Annotated in this window: 17 protein-coding genes; 9 read left to right on the top strand and 8 right to left on the bottom strand. The window is 70.2% G+C overall.

Features of this window, described 5'->3' with window-relative positions; translation table 11 throughout:
• Positions 1-37 precede the first annotated feature (37 nt).
• Genes RZE77_RS30995 through RZE77_RS30980 form a run of 4 tightly spaced genes read left to right on the top strand, consistent with a single transcriptional unit; the run spans position 38 to position 2140 of the window.
• The gene (locus RZE77_RS30995) at positions 38-460 is read left to right on the top strand and encodes a universal stress protein (RefSeq protein ID WP_319442517.1); all 423 of its coding nucleotides are present in this window, start codon (positions 38-40) and stop codon (positions 458-460) included.
• 16 nt (positions 461-476) lie between these two features.
• The gene (locus RZE77_RS30990) at positions 477-878 is read left to right on the top strand and encodes a hypothetical protein (RefSeq protein ID WP_319442516.1); all 402 of its coding nucleotides are present in this window, start codon (positions 477-479) and stop codon (positions 876-878) included.
• Between the two features lie 21 nt (positions 879-899).
• Positions 900-1307, top strand: a complete 408-nt coding sequence (locus RZE77_RS30985) for a hypothetical protein (protein ID WP_319442515.1) — start codon at positions 900-902, stop codon at positions 1305-1307.
• Entirely contained in the window at positions 1304-2140 is an 837-nt protein-coding gene (locus RZE77_RS30980) for a universal stress protein (protein WP_319442514.1), read from the top strand. Before RZE77_RS30985 ends, RZE77_RS30980 begins: the two co-directional genes overlap by 4 nt.
• A gap of 38 nt (positions 2141-2178) precedes the next feature.
• Here the strand turns inward: RZE77_RS30980 and RZE77_RS30975 are convergent, their stop codons facing one another.
• The 4 genes from RZE77_RS30975 to RZE77_RS30960 form a co-directional block, all read right to left on the bottom strand.
• Positions 2179-3168: a zinc-dependent alcohol dehydrogenase family protein gene (locus tag RZE77_RS30975; protein WP_319442513.1), complete on the bottom strand. Its 990-nt coding sequence runs from the start codon at positions 3166-3168 to the stop codon at positions 2179-2181.
• Positions 3169-3171: 3 nt separating this feature from the next.
• Positions 3172-3894, bottom strand: coding sequence for a beta-ketoacyl-ACP reductase (locus RZE77_RS30970; protein ID WP_319442512.1), 723 nt, complete (start codon positions 3892-3894; stop codon positions 3172-3174).
• The gene (locus tag RZE77_RS30965; protein ID WP_319442511.1) at positions 3891-4544 is read right to left on the bottom strand and encodes a BON domain-containing protein; all 654 of its coding nucleotides are present in this window, start codon (positions 4542-4544) and stop codon (positions 3891-3893) included. Before RZE77_RS30965 ends, RZE77_RS30970 begins: the two co-directional genes overlap by 4 nt.
• Positions 4545-4668: 124 nt before the next feature.
• A complete protein-coding gene (locus RZE77_RS30960) occupies positions 4669-5178 on the bottom strand; it encodes a Rossmann-fold NAD(P)-binding domain-containing protein (RefSeq protein WP_319442510.1) in 510 nt (169 codons plus the stop codon).
• Between the two features lie 212 nt (positions 5179-5390).
• Between RZE77_RS30960 and RZE77_RS30955 the strand changes: the two genes are divergently transcribed.
• The 3 genes from RZE77_RS30955 (at position 5391) to RZE77_RS30945 (ending at position 7677) form a co-directional block, all read left to right on the top strand.
• Complete coding sequence (locus RZE77_RS30955; protein ID WP_319442509.1) at positions 5391-6179, top strand: Crp/Fnr family transcriptional regulator; 789 nt, start codon at positions 5391-5393, stop codon at positions 6177-6179.
• 64 nt (positions 6180-6243) lie between these two features.
• Positions 6244-7209, top strand: a complete 966-nt coding sequence (locus RZE77_RS30950; RefSeq protein WP_319442508.1) for a hypothetical protein — start codon at positions 6244-6246, stop codon at positions 7207-7209.
• 3 nt (positions 7210-7212) lie between these two features.
• Positions 7213-7677: a BON domain-containing protein gene (locus tag RZE77_RS30945; RefSeq protein WP_319442507.1), complete on the top strand. Its 465-nt coding sequence runs from the start codon at positions 7213-7215 to the stop codon at positions 7675-7677.
• A gap of 144 nt (positions 7678-7821) precedes the next feature.
• Here the strand turns inward: RZE77_RS30945 and RZE77_RS30940 are convergent, their stop codons facing one another.
• From RZE77_RS30940 to RZE77_RS30925, 4 genes are read right to left on the bottom strand one after another with little or no spacing between them, the layout of a single operon-like run.
• A complete protein-coding gene (locus RZE77_RS30940; RefSeq protein ID WP_319442506.1) occupies positions 7822-8457 on the bottom strand; it encodes a DUF599 domain-containing protein in 636 nt (211 codons plus the stop codon).
• Entirely contained in the window at positions 8454-8912 is a 459-nt protein-coding gene (locus RZE77_RS30935) for a YeeE/YedE family protein (protein ID WP_319442505.1), read from the bottom strand. Before RZE77_RS30935 ends, RZE77_RS30940 begins: the two co-directional genes overlap by 4 nt.
• Positions 8913-8924: 12 nt before the next feature.
• Entirely contained in the window at positions 8925-9359 is a 435-nt protein-coding gene (locus RZE77_RS30930; protein ID WP_319442504.1) for a YeeE/YedE family protein, read from the bottom strand.
• A gap of 2 nt (positions 9360-9361) precedes the next feature.
• Positions 9362-9688 carry an ArsR/SmtB family transcription factor gene (locus tag RZE77_RS30925; RefSeq protein ID WP_319442503.1) on the bottom strand — a complete coding sequence of 109 codons (327 nt, stop codon included), beginning with the start codon at positions 9686-9688 and terminating at the stop codon, positions 9362-9364.
• Positions 9689-9757: 69 nt separating this feature from the next.
• Here RZE77_RS30925 and RZE77_RS30920 point away from each other — a divergent pair, with 69 nt between their 5' ends.
• Together RZE77_RS30920 and RZE77_RS30915 are read left to right on the top strand one after the other, a co-directional pair.
• A complete protein-coding gene (locus tag RZE77_RS30920; protein ID WP_319442502.1) occupies positions 9758-10651 on the top strand; it encodes an MBL fold metallo-hydrolase in 894 nt (297 codons plus the stop codon).
• A gap of 79 nt (positions 10652-10730) precedes the next feature.
• The gene (locus RZE77_RS30915) at positions 10731-12239 is read left to right on the top strand and encodes a thymidine phosphorylase family protein (protein WP_319442501.1); all 1509 of its coding nucleotides are present in this window, start codon (positions 10731-10733) and stop codon (positions 12237-12239) included.
• Positions 12240-12241: the final 2 nt, after the last annotated feature.

Genomic DNA, 12241 nt, shown 5'->3' with positions numbered 1-12241 from the left:
CATCCGCTCATCTCCAAAGAGCCAACAAAGGAACATCATGAAAATCCTTCTCGCCGTGGATGGCAGCGAATACACGGCTCGCATGCTCGACTACCTGGCTGCGCACAAGGAGTGGTCGAACGCAGGCCATGCCTTCACGGTCTTCAACGCGGTGCTGCCGGTGCCCCATCGCGCAGCGGCCTTCGCGGGGCCGGACCTCGTGCACACCTACTACGAAGACGAGGCGCGCGTCGTCCTGGAGCCGGTGCGCGCCGCGCTTGCCCGGCACGGCATCGAGGCGGCGTTCGCCCACAAGGTCGGCCATCCCGCCGACGAGATCGCCAACTTTGCGGAGCACGGAAAGTTCGACCTCGTGATCATGGGATCGCGCGGGCAGGGCGCGCTGACGAACCTCGTGCTGGGGTCGGTGGCGATGAAGGTGCTGGCCCGCTGCACGGTGCCCGTGCTGCTGGTGCGTTGAACACAGGAGAATCACCATGAACACACTTCGCATACTCGGATCGGCTGCACTGGTCTTCCTGGCCGGCTGCACCGCGCTGACTTCGGCGGACGGCAAGAAGGACAAGGATCATCTGCTGCACCATCCGCCTGCAGCGACCGCGCCCGCGGCGATGAAGCCGGACCAGCAGATGGCGCAGATGCGCGAGATGCACCGGAAGATGATGGCCGCCAAGACCCCCCAGGAACGCCAGGCGCTGATGGCCGATCACATGAAGGCCATGCAGGGCGGGATGTCGATGATGTGCCAGATGGGCGCCGCGCCGGCCCCGCAGTCCGGCGCTCCGTCCGATGACATGATGAAGCGCTGCATGGCCATGAAGGACATGACCATGCAGATGATGCAGGACCGGGAACGCCTCCAATCGCCTGCGCGGTAGGACGGCGCACCGACTCCGACCATGCACGGCGACCTCACCTTCCCGCTGGCGTTTTGCAAGGCGCAGTGGAGCGTCGGCCTGCACACGCTCGCCATGCTCGAGACCTGCGGCGCAGAGGGCCTCTCGCTGGGCGCGCACATGCTGCAGGACCGCAGCGCACAATGCCGCGCCGATTCGGAGGCCGTCTCGCGCGCGGGCGACTGGCAGGCGCTGGCCATCGCGGCGGCGAATGCGTTCTGGCGCACCTCCGGTGCGCCGGATCGTCCGAAGCCTGCGGTCACCACGGAACACCGCGCGGCAGATACCGCGCCCTCGCGCGATGCCGTGGTGCAGGACGCGCTGCGCACGCTCAACGCCGCGCTGAATGCGGCACGCCCGGTCCGGCATCCCCGCAAAGGCCGGGCCGAAGCTTCCCGGGCCAAGGCATGACGCTCTCGACCATCACGGTCCATCTCGACCATACGGAGCGCTGCGAGGCCCGTGCCCTGCTGGCGGCCCGGCTGGCGAAGCGCCATGGCAGCCACCTGCGCGGGATCGTGCCCACGGGCGTGCGCAAGGAAGCGGGCATGCCGCCGCGGTACGCGGCAGACGGGCAGCCGGCCATGGTCTTGACATCGCTCCACCTGCGCAGGCGCGCCGAAACCGTCGCGCATGTCTTTCTCGACCGGCTCCGCGGCCTGGATCCGCTGTCCTTCGACGTGCGCCTGGTGGACGGCGAACCGGCGGACGCGGTCGTCGCGCAATGCCACGCCGGCGACCTGCTCATCGTCGGCCAGCCCGACGGGCCGGCGGCCGTGGAGGACTCGGCGCGCCGCCTGCCGGAAGAAGTGATGCTGCATGCCGGGGGATCCGTGCTCATCCTGCCTCGCACAGGCCGCTTCGATGCGGTTGGAGACAAGGTGCTGGTCGCCTGGGACGGAGGCCGCGAGGCGGCGTTCTCGGTGCGCGGCGCGCTGCCGTTGCTGCGCCGGGCTTCGCAGGTCACGCTCGTGTCGGTGGCGCATGCCAATGATGCCGCGGCTGCGCGGTGCTGCCGTGAAGCCGGGAGCTGGCTGCAGCGGCACGGCATCGAAGCCGCGGTAGAACAACGCGCAGGCTGCACTGATTTTGCCGCCGCCTTGCTCGGGTGCGCCTCGATGGCCGCCGCCGATCTGATCGTGATGGGGGGCTATGGCCACGCCAGGCCGCGCGAGCGCCTTCTCGGCGGCGTCACGCGCGATGTGCTGGCCCGCGCCTGCATTCCGGTGCTGATGGCGCATTGAGGCCGCAGGCCCCGGGCGAGGGCAGCTGCGGCGCCCGTTCAGGGCACCAGGACCGCGGCCCCTTCGATCCGGCCGGCGCGCAGGTCGGCCAGTGCCTCGTTGGCCTGCATCAACGGATAGGTCTTGACGTGCACCTGCAGCGGATGCGCCTGCGCGAAGGCCAGGAACTCGCGGGCGTCGGCGCGGGTGAGGTCGGCCACCGATACGATGCTGCGTTCTTCCCAGAGCCAGCGATAGGGAAAGGCCGGGATGTCGCTCATGTGGATGCCGCCGCACACCACCCGGCCGCCCTTGTGCACGGCTCGCAACGCCGCCGGCACCAGCTCGCCGGCAGGCGCAAAGATGATGGCCGCGTCCAGCGGCTGGGGCGGGCATGCGTTCGAGCCGCCCGCCCAGCGGGCGCCGAGGCTGCGCGCGAAAGCCTGCGCCTCGAGGTCGCCGGGCCGGGTGAATGCATGGACCTCGCGGCCCTGGGCCACGGCCGCCTGCGTCACCAGGTGCGCCGCGGCGCCAAAGCCGAAGAGCCCCAGCCGGCGCGCGCCTTCGCCGGCCGCCTTCAGGCTGCGCCAGCCGATCAGGCCGGCGCACAGCAGCGGGGCGATGCGCGCAGCATCCGCTTCGGGCAGGGTCAGCGGCAGGCAGAACGCCGCCTCGGCGATCACGTGGCTCGCGAAGCCGCCATCGCGGTGGTAGCCGGTGAAGCGCGGCGCATCGCACAGGTTCTCGCGGCCGTCGATGCAGAAGTCGCAGCAGCCGCAGCTGTGGCCCAGCCATGGCACACCCACGCGATCGCCGATGCGGTAGCCCTCCACGCCGGGGCCGAGCGCCTCCACGACGCCGACGATCTCGTGCCCGGGCACGATCGGCAGCACGGGCAGCGGCAGGTCGCCATCGGCGATGTGCAGGTCGGTGCGGCAGACCGCGCAGGCCAGCACGCGCAGGCGCAGTTCGCCCGCACCGGGGACCGGTGTCTTGCGCCGCTGCAATTCGAGCGGCAGCATCGCCGCGCTCAGTACCATGGCGTGCATGGTTCAGGCCATGTACTTGCCGCCGTCGATCGACAGCGTGGTGCCGGTGATGAACCCTGCGTCGTCGGAGGCAAGGAACACGACACCGCGCGCAATCTCGGCCGGCGTGGCCAGCCGGCCGGCGGGGATGCCTGCCAGGATGCGCGCCATCACCTCGGCATCGACCGCCTCGACCATGGCGGTGTCGGTGTAGCCCGGGGCCACCACGTTGGCCGTGATGTTGCGCGCGGCGCCTTCGAGCGCCAGCGACTTCGTGAAACCGGTCAGCCCGGCCTTGGTCGCTGCGTAGTTGGTCTGGCCCAGCTGTCCGGACAAGCCGTTGACCGAGCCGATGTTCACGATGCGCCCGAAGCGCCGCTCGCGCATGCCGCCGATGACCGCGCGGCACATGTTGAAGCAGCCGCCGAGGTTGACGTCGAGCACCTCTTTCCATTGCTCGAAGCTCATCTTGTGCAGCATCGCATCGCGCGTGATGCCCGCATTGTTGACGAGCACCTCCACCGGGCCGAGCGCCGCCTCGACGCGCGCCACGCCCGCCGTGCAGGCGGGCGCATCGGCCACGTTCCAGGCAAAGGCGGCAATGCCGGTGCGCGCGGTGAACGCTTCGGCAACCTTGGAGCGGCTGCCGTGGTTGACCGCCACGCGATAGCCGGCGGACTGCAGCGCCTCGGCCGTGGCCGCGCCGATGCCGGAGGTCCCGCCGGTGACCAGCGCGACGCGTGTCAATTGTCCACCGCGAGATCGTTCACGACCAGCGAAACGCCCGGCGCCGCCCATGCCGCGCCCTGCACCGCATTGCGCTCGGCCCAGGAGTGGACCTTGCCGCGCAGCGTGACCTGCGAGCCGGTCACCGTGATCGCCAGGTGCTTGGCCTCGCGCTCGGCCTGGCGCGCGAGCGCATCGTGGATCTTCTTCTCGACGTCGGCGGGACTGACCTTGGGCGTGACCGTGACCAGGTTGGACACGCCGCGCACGCCCATCAGGTTGCGCACGGCGCTTTCCGCGGCACGGCGCTGGTATTCCCACTCGACCTCGCCGGTGAGCGTGAGCCAGCCCTTTTCCACCATCGGGTGGATCTTGCCGTCCGGCACCAGCACATTCCATTCGAGGGCGCGCTCGGCGGCCGCCGCAATGTCGGCATCGGTGCGCTCGTGGTCGAACGCCAGCTTGACCGAGATCTCGACGGCCACGGCCTTCACGCCGTGCACGCGCTGCACCGCGCGTTCGACGGCGTATTTCTCGGCAAAGCTCGCCAGGTGGCCGGTCAGCGTGACCACGCCGTCCTTGACGATCACGCCGACATCGGAGGCCTTGAACGACGGATCCCAGGCCAGTTCCGCCTGGATGTCGTCCCGCAATTGGGCATCGGTTTTCATGGAGGGTTTCCTTGCAGTGAATGGAGATGGAACGGTCCCGCGAAAAGCCGCCTGCGACCGTGGATCCACTGTAGGAAGGCTGCGCGCCGGTGGTATTGCGCTGGATCAATCCGCGCACTGCACCTCAGGCGATGCTGCCCGACAGCAGCGCCTGCAGCACGAAGCGCCGGTTGTCCGCCGGCGAGGTCCGCTCGTCGAGCAGCGCGGCAAGCCGGGCGCTCGAGTGGCCCGCGCAGGCAAGGCCGTCGTAGACGGGAATGCCCGCATGCCGGCCGATCTGCCGCACCACTTCGCGCGCCATGCCCTGGCATTCGAGCGCATCGTAGAAGCGGCCGAGCACGCGCGCGGTGTGCTCGACCTCGCCGGGGCTGCCGAGGTTCGAGAGCGCGGGGCGGATGATCGCCACATGCGCGCCCATTTCCTCGGCCGCGTGCTGGAACAGCAGCCGGCTCTCGCTGCCGTCGTCGCCTTCGTCGCAGAGGATGCCGAGCTTCTTGCCCTTGAGTTGCAGCGAAGGAGCGCCCCGCAGCGAGGCCGCCTGCAGCAGGCGCGCGCGGCTCAGCAGGGCCGTCTCGTCCTGGGGCGACAGCGCGTGGAAGGCCGAGAAATTGTGGTCCTCGAAGGGAAAGAGCATGGGCCCCCTGGATGTGAGCGCGAAAGGCTACCTCCGGAGGGCGCGCCGGCCTTGATGCAGATCAAGTCCGGCCGCGCCGGCGCTGATACACGCCGGACACAAACCGTTCACCGAGCGTTACCCACCGATTCCCGCCGTTGTCACTGTGTTGCCGGGCGCTTCCTAGCATTCGTCCATCGACCCGCGACCACACACCACCAGGAGCTCTTCAAATGTTCAACCCGTCCCTGACCCAAGCTGCCGCACCCGCGATGAATGGATTCCTCGCCGCACGCGCGGTGCCGCAGGCCAGCCTGGCGGTCCATGCGCGGGCCAGCCAGAAGCTGGTGGAGACGCAGCAGCTGCTGAAGGAGCGCCTGGCCCCGCAGCGCCGCGTGGTGCATGCCGGCGACGTGATCTACCAGGCCGGCGAGCAGTTCGGCAATCTCTACATCCTGAACTCGGGCTTCTTCAAGATCGTGAACCTGTCTGCGGACGGGCGTGAACAGGTGGTGGGCCTGAAGTTCCGCGGCGACTGGCTCGGCTTCGACGGCATCGCCGCCAACCACTATGCCTGCGACGCCGTGGCCATGGACACGGGCGAGGTCTGGATCGTCTCCTACGAAGCGCTGCTGGCCGCCTGCCTCGCGGAGCCTGCCTTGCTGCAGGTGTTCCACACCGCCATGAGCCGCGAGATCGCCCATGACCGCGATTCGCTGATGTCGGTGTGCACGCTGCCGGCCGACGCGCGGGTGGCGGACTTCCTGCGCTACTGGGCCGAATCGCTGGCCGAGCGCGGCATGCGCACCGACCAGATCACGCTGCGCATGACGCGCGCCGAGATCGGCAACTACCTGGGCATGACGCTCGAGAGCGTGAGCCGGGCGCTGTCCCGCCTGGCGCGCGACAAGGTGATCGAGTTCGTGGAAAAGGGCCGCCGCGACGTGCAGATCCCCGACGTGGGCGCCTTGTCGGCCTTCGTGCAGCGCTGCCTCGCGCCGGCGCCCGCCATGCTGCAGTGAGCGGTGCGCGGCCGCGGGTCCGTTGGGGGTCGACAGCGCCCCCCCGAAGCGGGAACAATGCACCATGACCCGATGCCTCGACGTCTGCAACGGTGATGCCGACGGCCTCTGCGCCGTTGTCCAATGGCGTCTCGAGGACACCCGGCCGGCGGAACTCGTGACGGGACTGAAGCGCGAGATCGCGTTGCTCGCCCGCGTCGTCGATGTCCAGGCGGGCGACCAGGTCAACGTGTTCGACCTGTCCATGCTGCGCAACCGCGCCGACCTGCTGCGGCTGCTCGGCCAGGGCGTGCACGTGCGCTACTTCGATCATCATGCGACCGGTGGAGTCCCTTCCCATCCCGGCCTGGAACCCCATGTCGACGAGGCGAGCGATGCCTGCACCAGCCTGCTGGTGGATGCTCATCTGGGTGGTGCCCACCGGGCCTGGGCACTCGTCGGCGCCTATGGCGACAACATGGCGTCGGTCGCCGACCGGCTGGCTTCGGGCGCCGGCTTCGAGCCGGGCGACTGCGCGGCACTGCGGCGCCTGGGCGAGCTGATCAACTACAACGCCTACGCCGAAGACGAACGCAACGTGTGCATCCCGCCCCGCCTGCTGTACCCGCTCATGGCGCGCTATGCGGACCCGCGCGACATGATGGCGCACGAACCCATCGTCGAGGACATCGACGGCATGCGGCGCAGCGACCTGCGGCAGGCGGCGGGCGCGGCGGTGCTCTGGCAGGGCCCCACGGGCAGCGTGCGCATGCTGCCCGACGCGCCTTGGAGCCGGCGCGTGCTCGGCTGCTTCGCGAACCGGCTGGCCGGCGAAGCGCCGGACCTCGCGCATGCCGTGCTGAGACCAGCCGGTGAAGGCCATGTCGTCAGCGTGCGTGCGCCGTTGGTGCACCCCCACGGTGCCCATGCGCTGTGCAGCCGCTTCGGGGGCGCCGGGCGTGCACGCGCCGCCGGCATCGACAGCCTCGGCACCGGCGACCTGGCGCGTTTCATCGCGGCCTTCGCCGCCACCCGCTGGTCTCCAGGGTGAACCATGACGTCGGATGCACAGCTGAGGAATGACGTCATCCGCGCGCTGGAATGGGAGCTCGCCGTCCACGCCGCGAATGTCGGGGTGGCGGTGAAGGACGGCGTGGTGACGCTGACGGGCCATCTCGACTGGGTGTACCAGCGCAACGCCGCCGTGCGCGCGGTGGAGCCGCTCGCCGGCGTCGTGGAGGTCCGCAGCTGCATCGCGCTGAGCGCGCACCTGATCCCCGCCGACATCGGAACGCCCATCCGCGAAGCGCTCGAGCGCCAGGCCCGGGACGAATCCGGCCGTATCGAGGTGCTCATCAGCGGCAGCAGCGCCATCCTGCGCGGCACGGTGCGTTCCCGGGCCGCCCGGGAGGCCGCCGAGGGAGCGGCGCGGTCGGCCCCCGGCATATCGAGCGTGGTGAACGAACTCGAGGTGGCGGGCTGGCCGGCACCGGCGCGCTGCATTGCCGGGTTCCCTTGACCTGCGTCAATCCGGCGGATGCGGACCTGCCTAGCATGGGCGATGCGTGCCCGATGCACGCCCGCGATCATCGTCGGGGCCCTGGCTGCCAGGCGCTGATACGCATCTCTCGACCGGGCAGCGCGCCCCGCGGATGACCCCGCGTCACTCCCCATCGACCCGATCGAACCCCCAAAGTACGGCCGTGACCCCCAACGCCGCCACCGGTCCCGCGAGCGGATGCAGCAGTGCGGCGAGAACGGGGGCCACGAGGATCAGGTGACGCAGCCCCCAGCCGTACAGCGTGCCTGCGCGGCGCGCGTAGGCAGTGCCCTTCGGGTTCCACCGCTGCCGTGCCGCGCATTCCACCGGCATGCCGCTGATGAAGCCCAGGTGCGTGTAGTAGCGCACAGCCATGGCGGAGCACACGAGCGACGCAAGCAGCAGGGCAAGGAGCAGGAGTTCGGACGCGAGCCGGGGCGTGAGATGCAGCCATCCGGCGCCGCCGAGACCTTCGCGCAACGAAGGTGCGGTCAGCGTCGCGGTGCCGACCAGTCCCAGTGCGGCGGTCGATGCCGTCATCGTCGCGGACATCAGGGAATTGCGCAGCGTCTGGACCGAGAGAATCTCCGAACCCCGTTGCTGCGATACGGCGTCGAACCACTCTTCGCGCAGCAAGGCATGCGCGCTGCGCGCCATGCCGTGCGGGTCCCGGTGCTGCGCCCATGCGCGCGCGCCTTCGTAGGCGGCGAGCACCGCGACGGTCGCCAGGATCGCCAGCCAGGCCGCCGCCGCGCTCATCGCGCGGTGTCCACCGGAGCGCCCGGCAGCTCCGCAGCGGCGGATCTTCGCCGCTCGATCAGCTCGTACCCCACCATGCCCGCGAGCATCGCGGCGACGAAGACCAGCGCCTTGGCCTCCCCCATGCCGGCGGCCACCAGGCCCGGGCCCGGGCAGAAGCCCGCCACGCCCCAGCCGATGCCGAACAGCACGCTGCCGGCGACCAGGCGGCGATCGATCGCGCGCGCGGCTGGCAGCCGCATGGCCGCGCCGAGCAAGGAGCGCGTGCGCCGCCTGGCCAGCGCGAACGCGACGGCGCCGACGGCGATCGCGCCGCCCATCACAAAGGCAAGCGACGGGTCCCAGCGCCCGCCCAGATCCAGGAAGCCGAGTACCTTGGCGGGGTTGGCCATGCCGGAGACGATCAGGCCCAGGCCGAACACCAGGCCGGCAAGAAACGAAGTGAAGACGGTCACGATGGGTTCTCCTCAAAGACCGAGCAGATGGCGCATCAGGAACACGGTCAGGAAGCCGGCACCCATGAAGATCGCGGTCGCCGCCAGCGAGCGCGGCGATAGCCGGGACAGGCCGCACACGCCGTGGCCGCTCGTGCACCCCGATGCGTAGCGCGTGCCCACGCCGACCAGCAGGCCGGCCGCAACGAGCGCAACGTAGCCGGCATCGATCTGGGGCTGGGGCCACGGCGCGAAAACCGCATGGGCCATCGGCGCCGCGACCAGCCCGGCCACGAACGCCAGGCGCCAGGCCACGTCGCCGCGCACGGGCCGCAGCAGCCCGCCGACGATGCCGCTGATGCCGGCGATGCGGCCGTTGAGCAGCACGAACATCGCGGCGGCCGCGCCGACGAGCACGCCGCCCGCCAGGGCGGCCCATGGAGTGAATGCAGGCCAGTCGATCGTCATCATCATTTTTCCTTCGGGCAGTAGATCCGGTAGAGCAGGGCGAGGATCTCGAGCAGCGCGGGGTCCGCCACGGCGTAGAAGACGTTCTTGCCCTGGCGGCGCGTGGCGACCACGCCCTCGTTGCGCAGCACGCCGAGCTGCTGGGACAGCGTCGGCTGGCGGATGTCGAGTTGCGCTTCGAGCTCGCTCACGCACATCTCGCCCTGGGACAGCTGGCACAGCAGCAGCATGCGGTCCTCGTTGGCCAATACCTTCAGCATGCCGACCGCGCGCGCAGCGGCGCCGCGCAGGATCTCGGGATCGAAGACGGGGTGGCGGAGTGATTTCATGGTTGACTACATTATACAAACATATATATTATTAATCCATAGATCATTGGTCGACCCTGCGAGCTCTCCATGAACAACACCCAAGCTTCCATCCAGGCCTTCTTCGACGCCCAGACCGGCACCGTCTCCTACCTCGTGTGGGACCCGGGCAGCCTGCGCGCCGCCGTGATCGACCCGGTGCTGGACTACGACTTCAAGTCGGGCCACACCGGCACCGCGTCCATGGACCGGGTGCTGGCCTGCGTGGCCGAGCACGGGCTGCAGGTCGACTGGATCCTGGAGACCCATGCCCATGCCGACCACCTCTCGGCGGCCAGCCATCTGCAGGAGCGGCTCGGCGGGCGCATTGCCATCGGCGAGCACATCCGCACGGTGCAGGCCACCTTCAAGACGCTCTTCAACCTGGAGCGCGGCTTCCTGCCCGACGGCAGCCAGTTCGACCACCTGTTCAAGGACGGCGAGACCTTCCGCATCGGCGCCATCGAGGCCACCGCCCTCCTGGTGCCCGGCCACACGCCCGCCGACATGGCCTACCTGATCGGCGACGCGGTGTTCGTCGGCGACACGCTCTTCATGCCGGACCTCGGCAGCGCGCGGGCCGACTTCCCCGGAGGCGATGCGCGCCAGCTGTACGCATCGATGCGCCGGCTGCTGGACCTGCCGCCCGAGACGCCGGTGTATGTCTGCCACGACTACCCGCCGGCATCGCGGCCGGCGCAATGGCAGACCACGGTGGCCGAGCAGCGCGCCCGCAACATCCACGTGCGCGACGGCATCACCGAGGACGAGTTCGTGGCCATGCGGCGCGCGCGCGACGCCACGCTCGAAGTGCCGACGCTGATCCTGCCGTCGATCCAGGTCAACGTGCGCGCCGGCCGGCTGCCGCCGCCCGATGGCAACGGCGTGTCCTACCTGCGCATTCCGCTCAACGCGCTGCCGGTTCGCCACACCGCCGCCGGCTGACCGCGGAGCCGCGGGCTTGACGGGCATCAAGCCCCGGCTGCGCGGCGCATGCCAAGCTCCATCCCGACAAGGAGCGCCCATGTCGTCACCCAACCGCCTGCTGGCCCGCCGCGCCGGCATCGACACCTACCAGCAGCCTGTGGTCTACATGCGCAGCGACTGCGCCGTGTGCCGGGCCGAGGGCTTCCAGTCGCAGGCGCAGGTCGAGGTGATCGCCAACGGGCGCCATCTGTTCGCGATCCTGCACCAGGTGAACAGCGACTGGCTGCGCGGCGACGAGATCGCGCTGTCGGAGGCAGCCTGGACCCTGATGGGCGCCGCCGAGGGCGAGGAACTGGTGGTGCGCCATCCGCCGCTGCTCGATTCGCTGGCGCACCTGCGCAGCAAGGTGCATGGCGGCCGGCTGGACTACGTGCCGCTGCGCGCGCTGATGGAAGACGTGAGCCGCGGGCGCCTTTCCGACATCCACATGGCGTCCTTCGTGACCGTCTGCGCCGGCCGCGGCCTGGACCTGGACGAGACCGTGGCGCTGACCCGCGCCATGGTCGACGTCGGAGAGCGCATCGACTGGGGCACTTCGCCCGTGATGGACAAGCACTGCATCGGCGGCTTGCCGGGCAACCGGACCACGCTGCTGGTGGTGCCGATCATCGCGGCCTGCGGCCTGGTGATGCCCAAGACCTCGTCGCGCGCCATCACCTCGGCGGCCGGCTCGGCCGACGTGATGGAAACGCTCGCGCCGGTCGACCTCGACCTGGCGGCCATGCGCCGCGTGGTCGAGCGCGAAGGGGGATGCGTCGTCTGGGGCAGCGCCATGCGCGTGAGCCCCGCCGACGACGTGCTGATCCGCGTGGAGCGGCCGCTGGGCATCGACAGCGAAGGTCTCATGGTGGCGTCGATCCTGTCGAAGAAGGCGGCCATGGGTTCGCAGCGCGTGCTGATCGACATTCCGGTCGGTGCGCTGGCCAAGGTGCGCAGCGATGCCGCCAGCGGCCAGCTCTCGCGCAGCCTGGTCGCGGTGGGCGCGGCGCTGGGCCTGCAGGTGCAGACAGTGTTCACCGACGGCAGCCAGCCGGTCGGCCGCGGCGTCGGTCCCGCGCTCGAGGCGATGGACGTGATGGCAGTGCTCGAACGCACCGCCGACGCGCCGCCGGACCTGCGCGAGCGCGCGCTCCTGCTGGCCGGGCTGCTGCTCGAACTGGCGGGCAAGGCGGCGCCAGGCACCGGCAATGCGCTGGCGCGCGCGGTGCTGGACGACGGGCGCGCGCTGGCCCGCTTCATTGCGATCTGCGAGGCGCAGGGTGGGCTGCGCGTGCCGCCCAAGGCGGCCCACACGCACTGCGTGACCGCGCCTGCGGCCGGGGTGGTGTCGGGCATCGACACCCGCCTGGTGGCGCGCATGGCCAAGCTCGCCGGTGCGCCGCGCGATCCGGCGGCAGGCGCCTCGATGCATGTGCGCGTGCAGGACCGCGTCGATCGCGGCCAGCCGCTCTTCACCTTGCATGCCGAAAGCCTCGGCGAGCTGCAGTACGCCCTGAGCTTCGTGCGCTCGCAGCTGCCGGTCGTTCGCATCGAGGCCGGGCCCTGAGG

The organism is Variovorax sp. SPNA7 (assembly GCF_033807855.1).
Taxonomy (GTDB): domain Bacteria; phylum Pseudomonadota; class Gammaproteobacteria; order Burkholderiales; family Burkholderiaceae_C; genus Variovorax; species Variovorax beijingensis.
This window is presented reverse-complemented; position numbering and strand designations above follow the sequence as displayed.

Bases quoted from the DNA above. Each gene is read 5' to 3' on its own strand.
- RZE77_RS30995 (WP_319442517.1), top strand. From the start codon at position 38: ATGAAAATCCTTCTCGCCGTGGATGGCAGCGAATACACGGCTCGCATG.
- RZE77_RS30990 (WP_319442516.1), top strand. From the start codon at position 477: ATGAACACACTTCGCATACTCGGATCGGCTGCACTGGTCTTCCTGGCC.
- RZE77_RS30985 (WP_319442515.1), top strand. From the start codon at position 900: ATGCACGGCGACCTCACCTTCCCGCTGGCGTTTTGCAAGGCGCAGTGG.
- RZE77_RS30980 (WP_319442514.1), top strand. From the start codon at position 1,304: ATGACGCTCTCGACCATCACGGTCCATCTCGACCATACGGAGCGCTGC.
- RZE77_RS30975 (WP_319442513.1), bottom strand. From the start codon at position 3,168: ATGCACGCCATGGTACTGAGCGCGGCGATGCTGCCGCTCGAATTGCAG.
- RZE77_RS30965 (WP_319442511.1), bottom strand. From the start codon at position 4,544: ATGAAAACCGATGCCCAATTGCGGGACGACATCCAGGCGGAACTGGCC.
- RZE77_RS30960 (WP_319442510.1), bottom strand. From the start codon at position 5,178: ATGCTCTTTCCCTTCGAGGACCACAATTTCTCGGCCTTCCACGCGCTG.
- RZE77_RS30955 (WP_319442509.1), top strand. From the start codon at position 5,391: ATGTTCAACCCGTCCCTGACCCAAGCTGCCGCACCCGCGATGAATGGA.
- RZE77_RS30950 (WP_319442508.1), top strand. From the start codon at position 6,244: ATGACCCGATGCCTCGACGTCTGCAACGGTGATGCCGACGGCCTCTGC.
- RZE77_RS30945 (WP_319442507.1), top strand. From the start codon at position 7,213: ATGACGTCGGATGCACAGCTGAGGAATGACGTCATCCGCGCGCTGGAA.
- RZE77_RS30940 (WP_319442506.1), bottom strand. From the start codon at position 8,457: ATGAGCGCGGCGGCGGCCTGGCTGGCGATCCTGGCGACCGTCGCGGTG.
- RZE77_RS30930 (WP_319442504.1), bottom strand. From the start codon at position 9,359: ATGACGATCGACTGGCCTGCATTCACTCCATGGGCCGCCCTGGCGGGC.
- RZE77_RS30925 (WP_319442503.1), bottom strand. From the start codon at position 9,688: ATGAAATCACTCCGCCACCCCGTCTTCGATCCCGAGATCCTGCGCGGC.
- RZE77_RS30920 (WP_319442502.1), top strand. From the start codon at position 9,758: ATGAACAACACCCAAGCTTCCATCCAGGCCTTCTTCGACGCCCAGACC.
- RZE77_RS30915 (WP_319442501.1), top strand. From the start codon at position 10,731: ATGTCGTCACCCAACCGCCTGCTGGCCCGCCGCGCCGGCATCGACACC.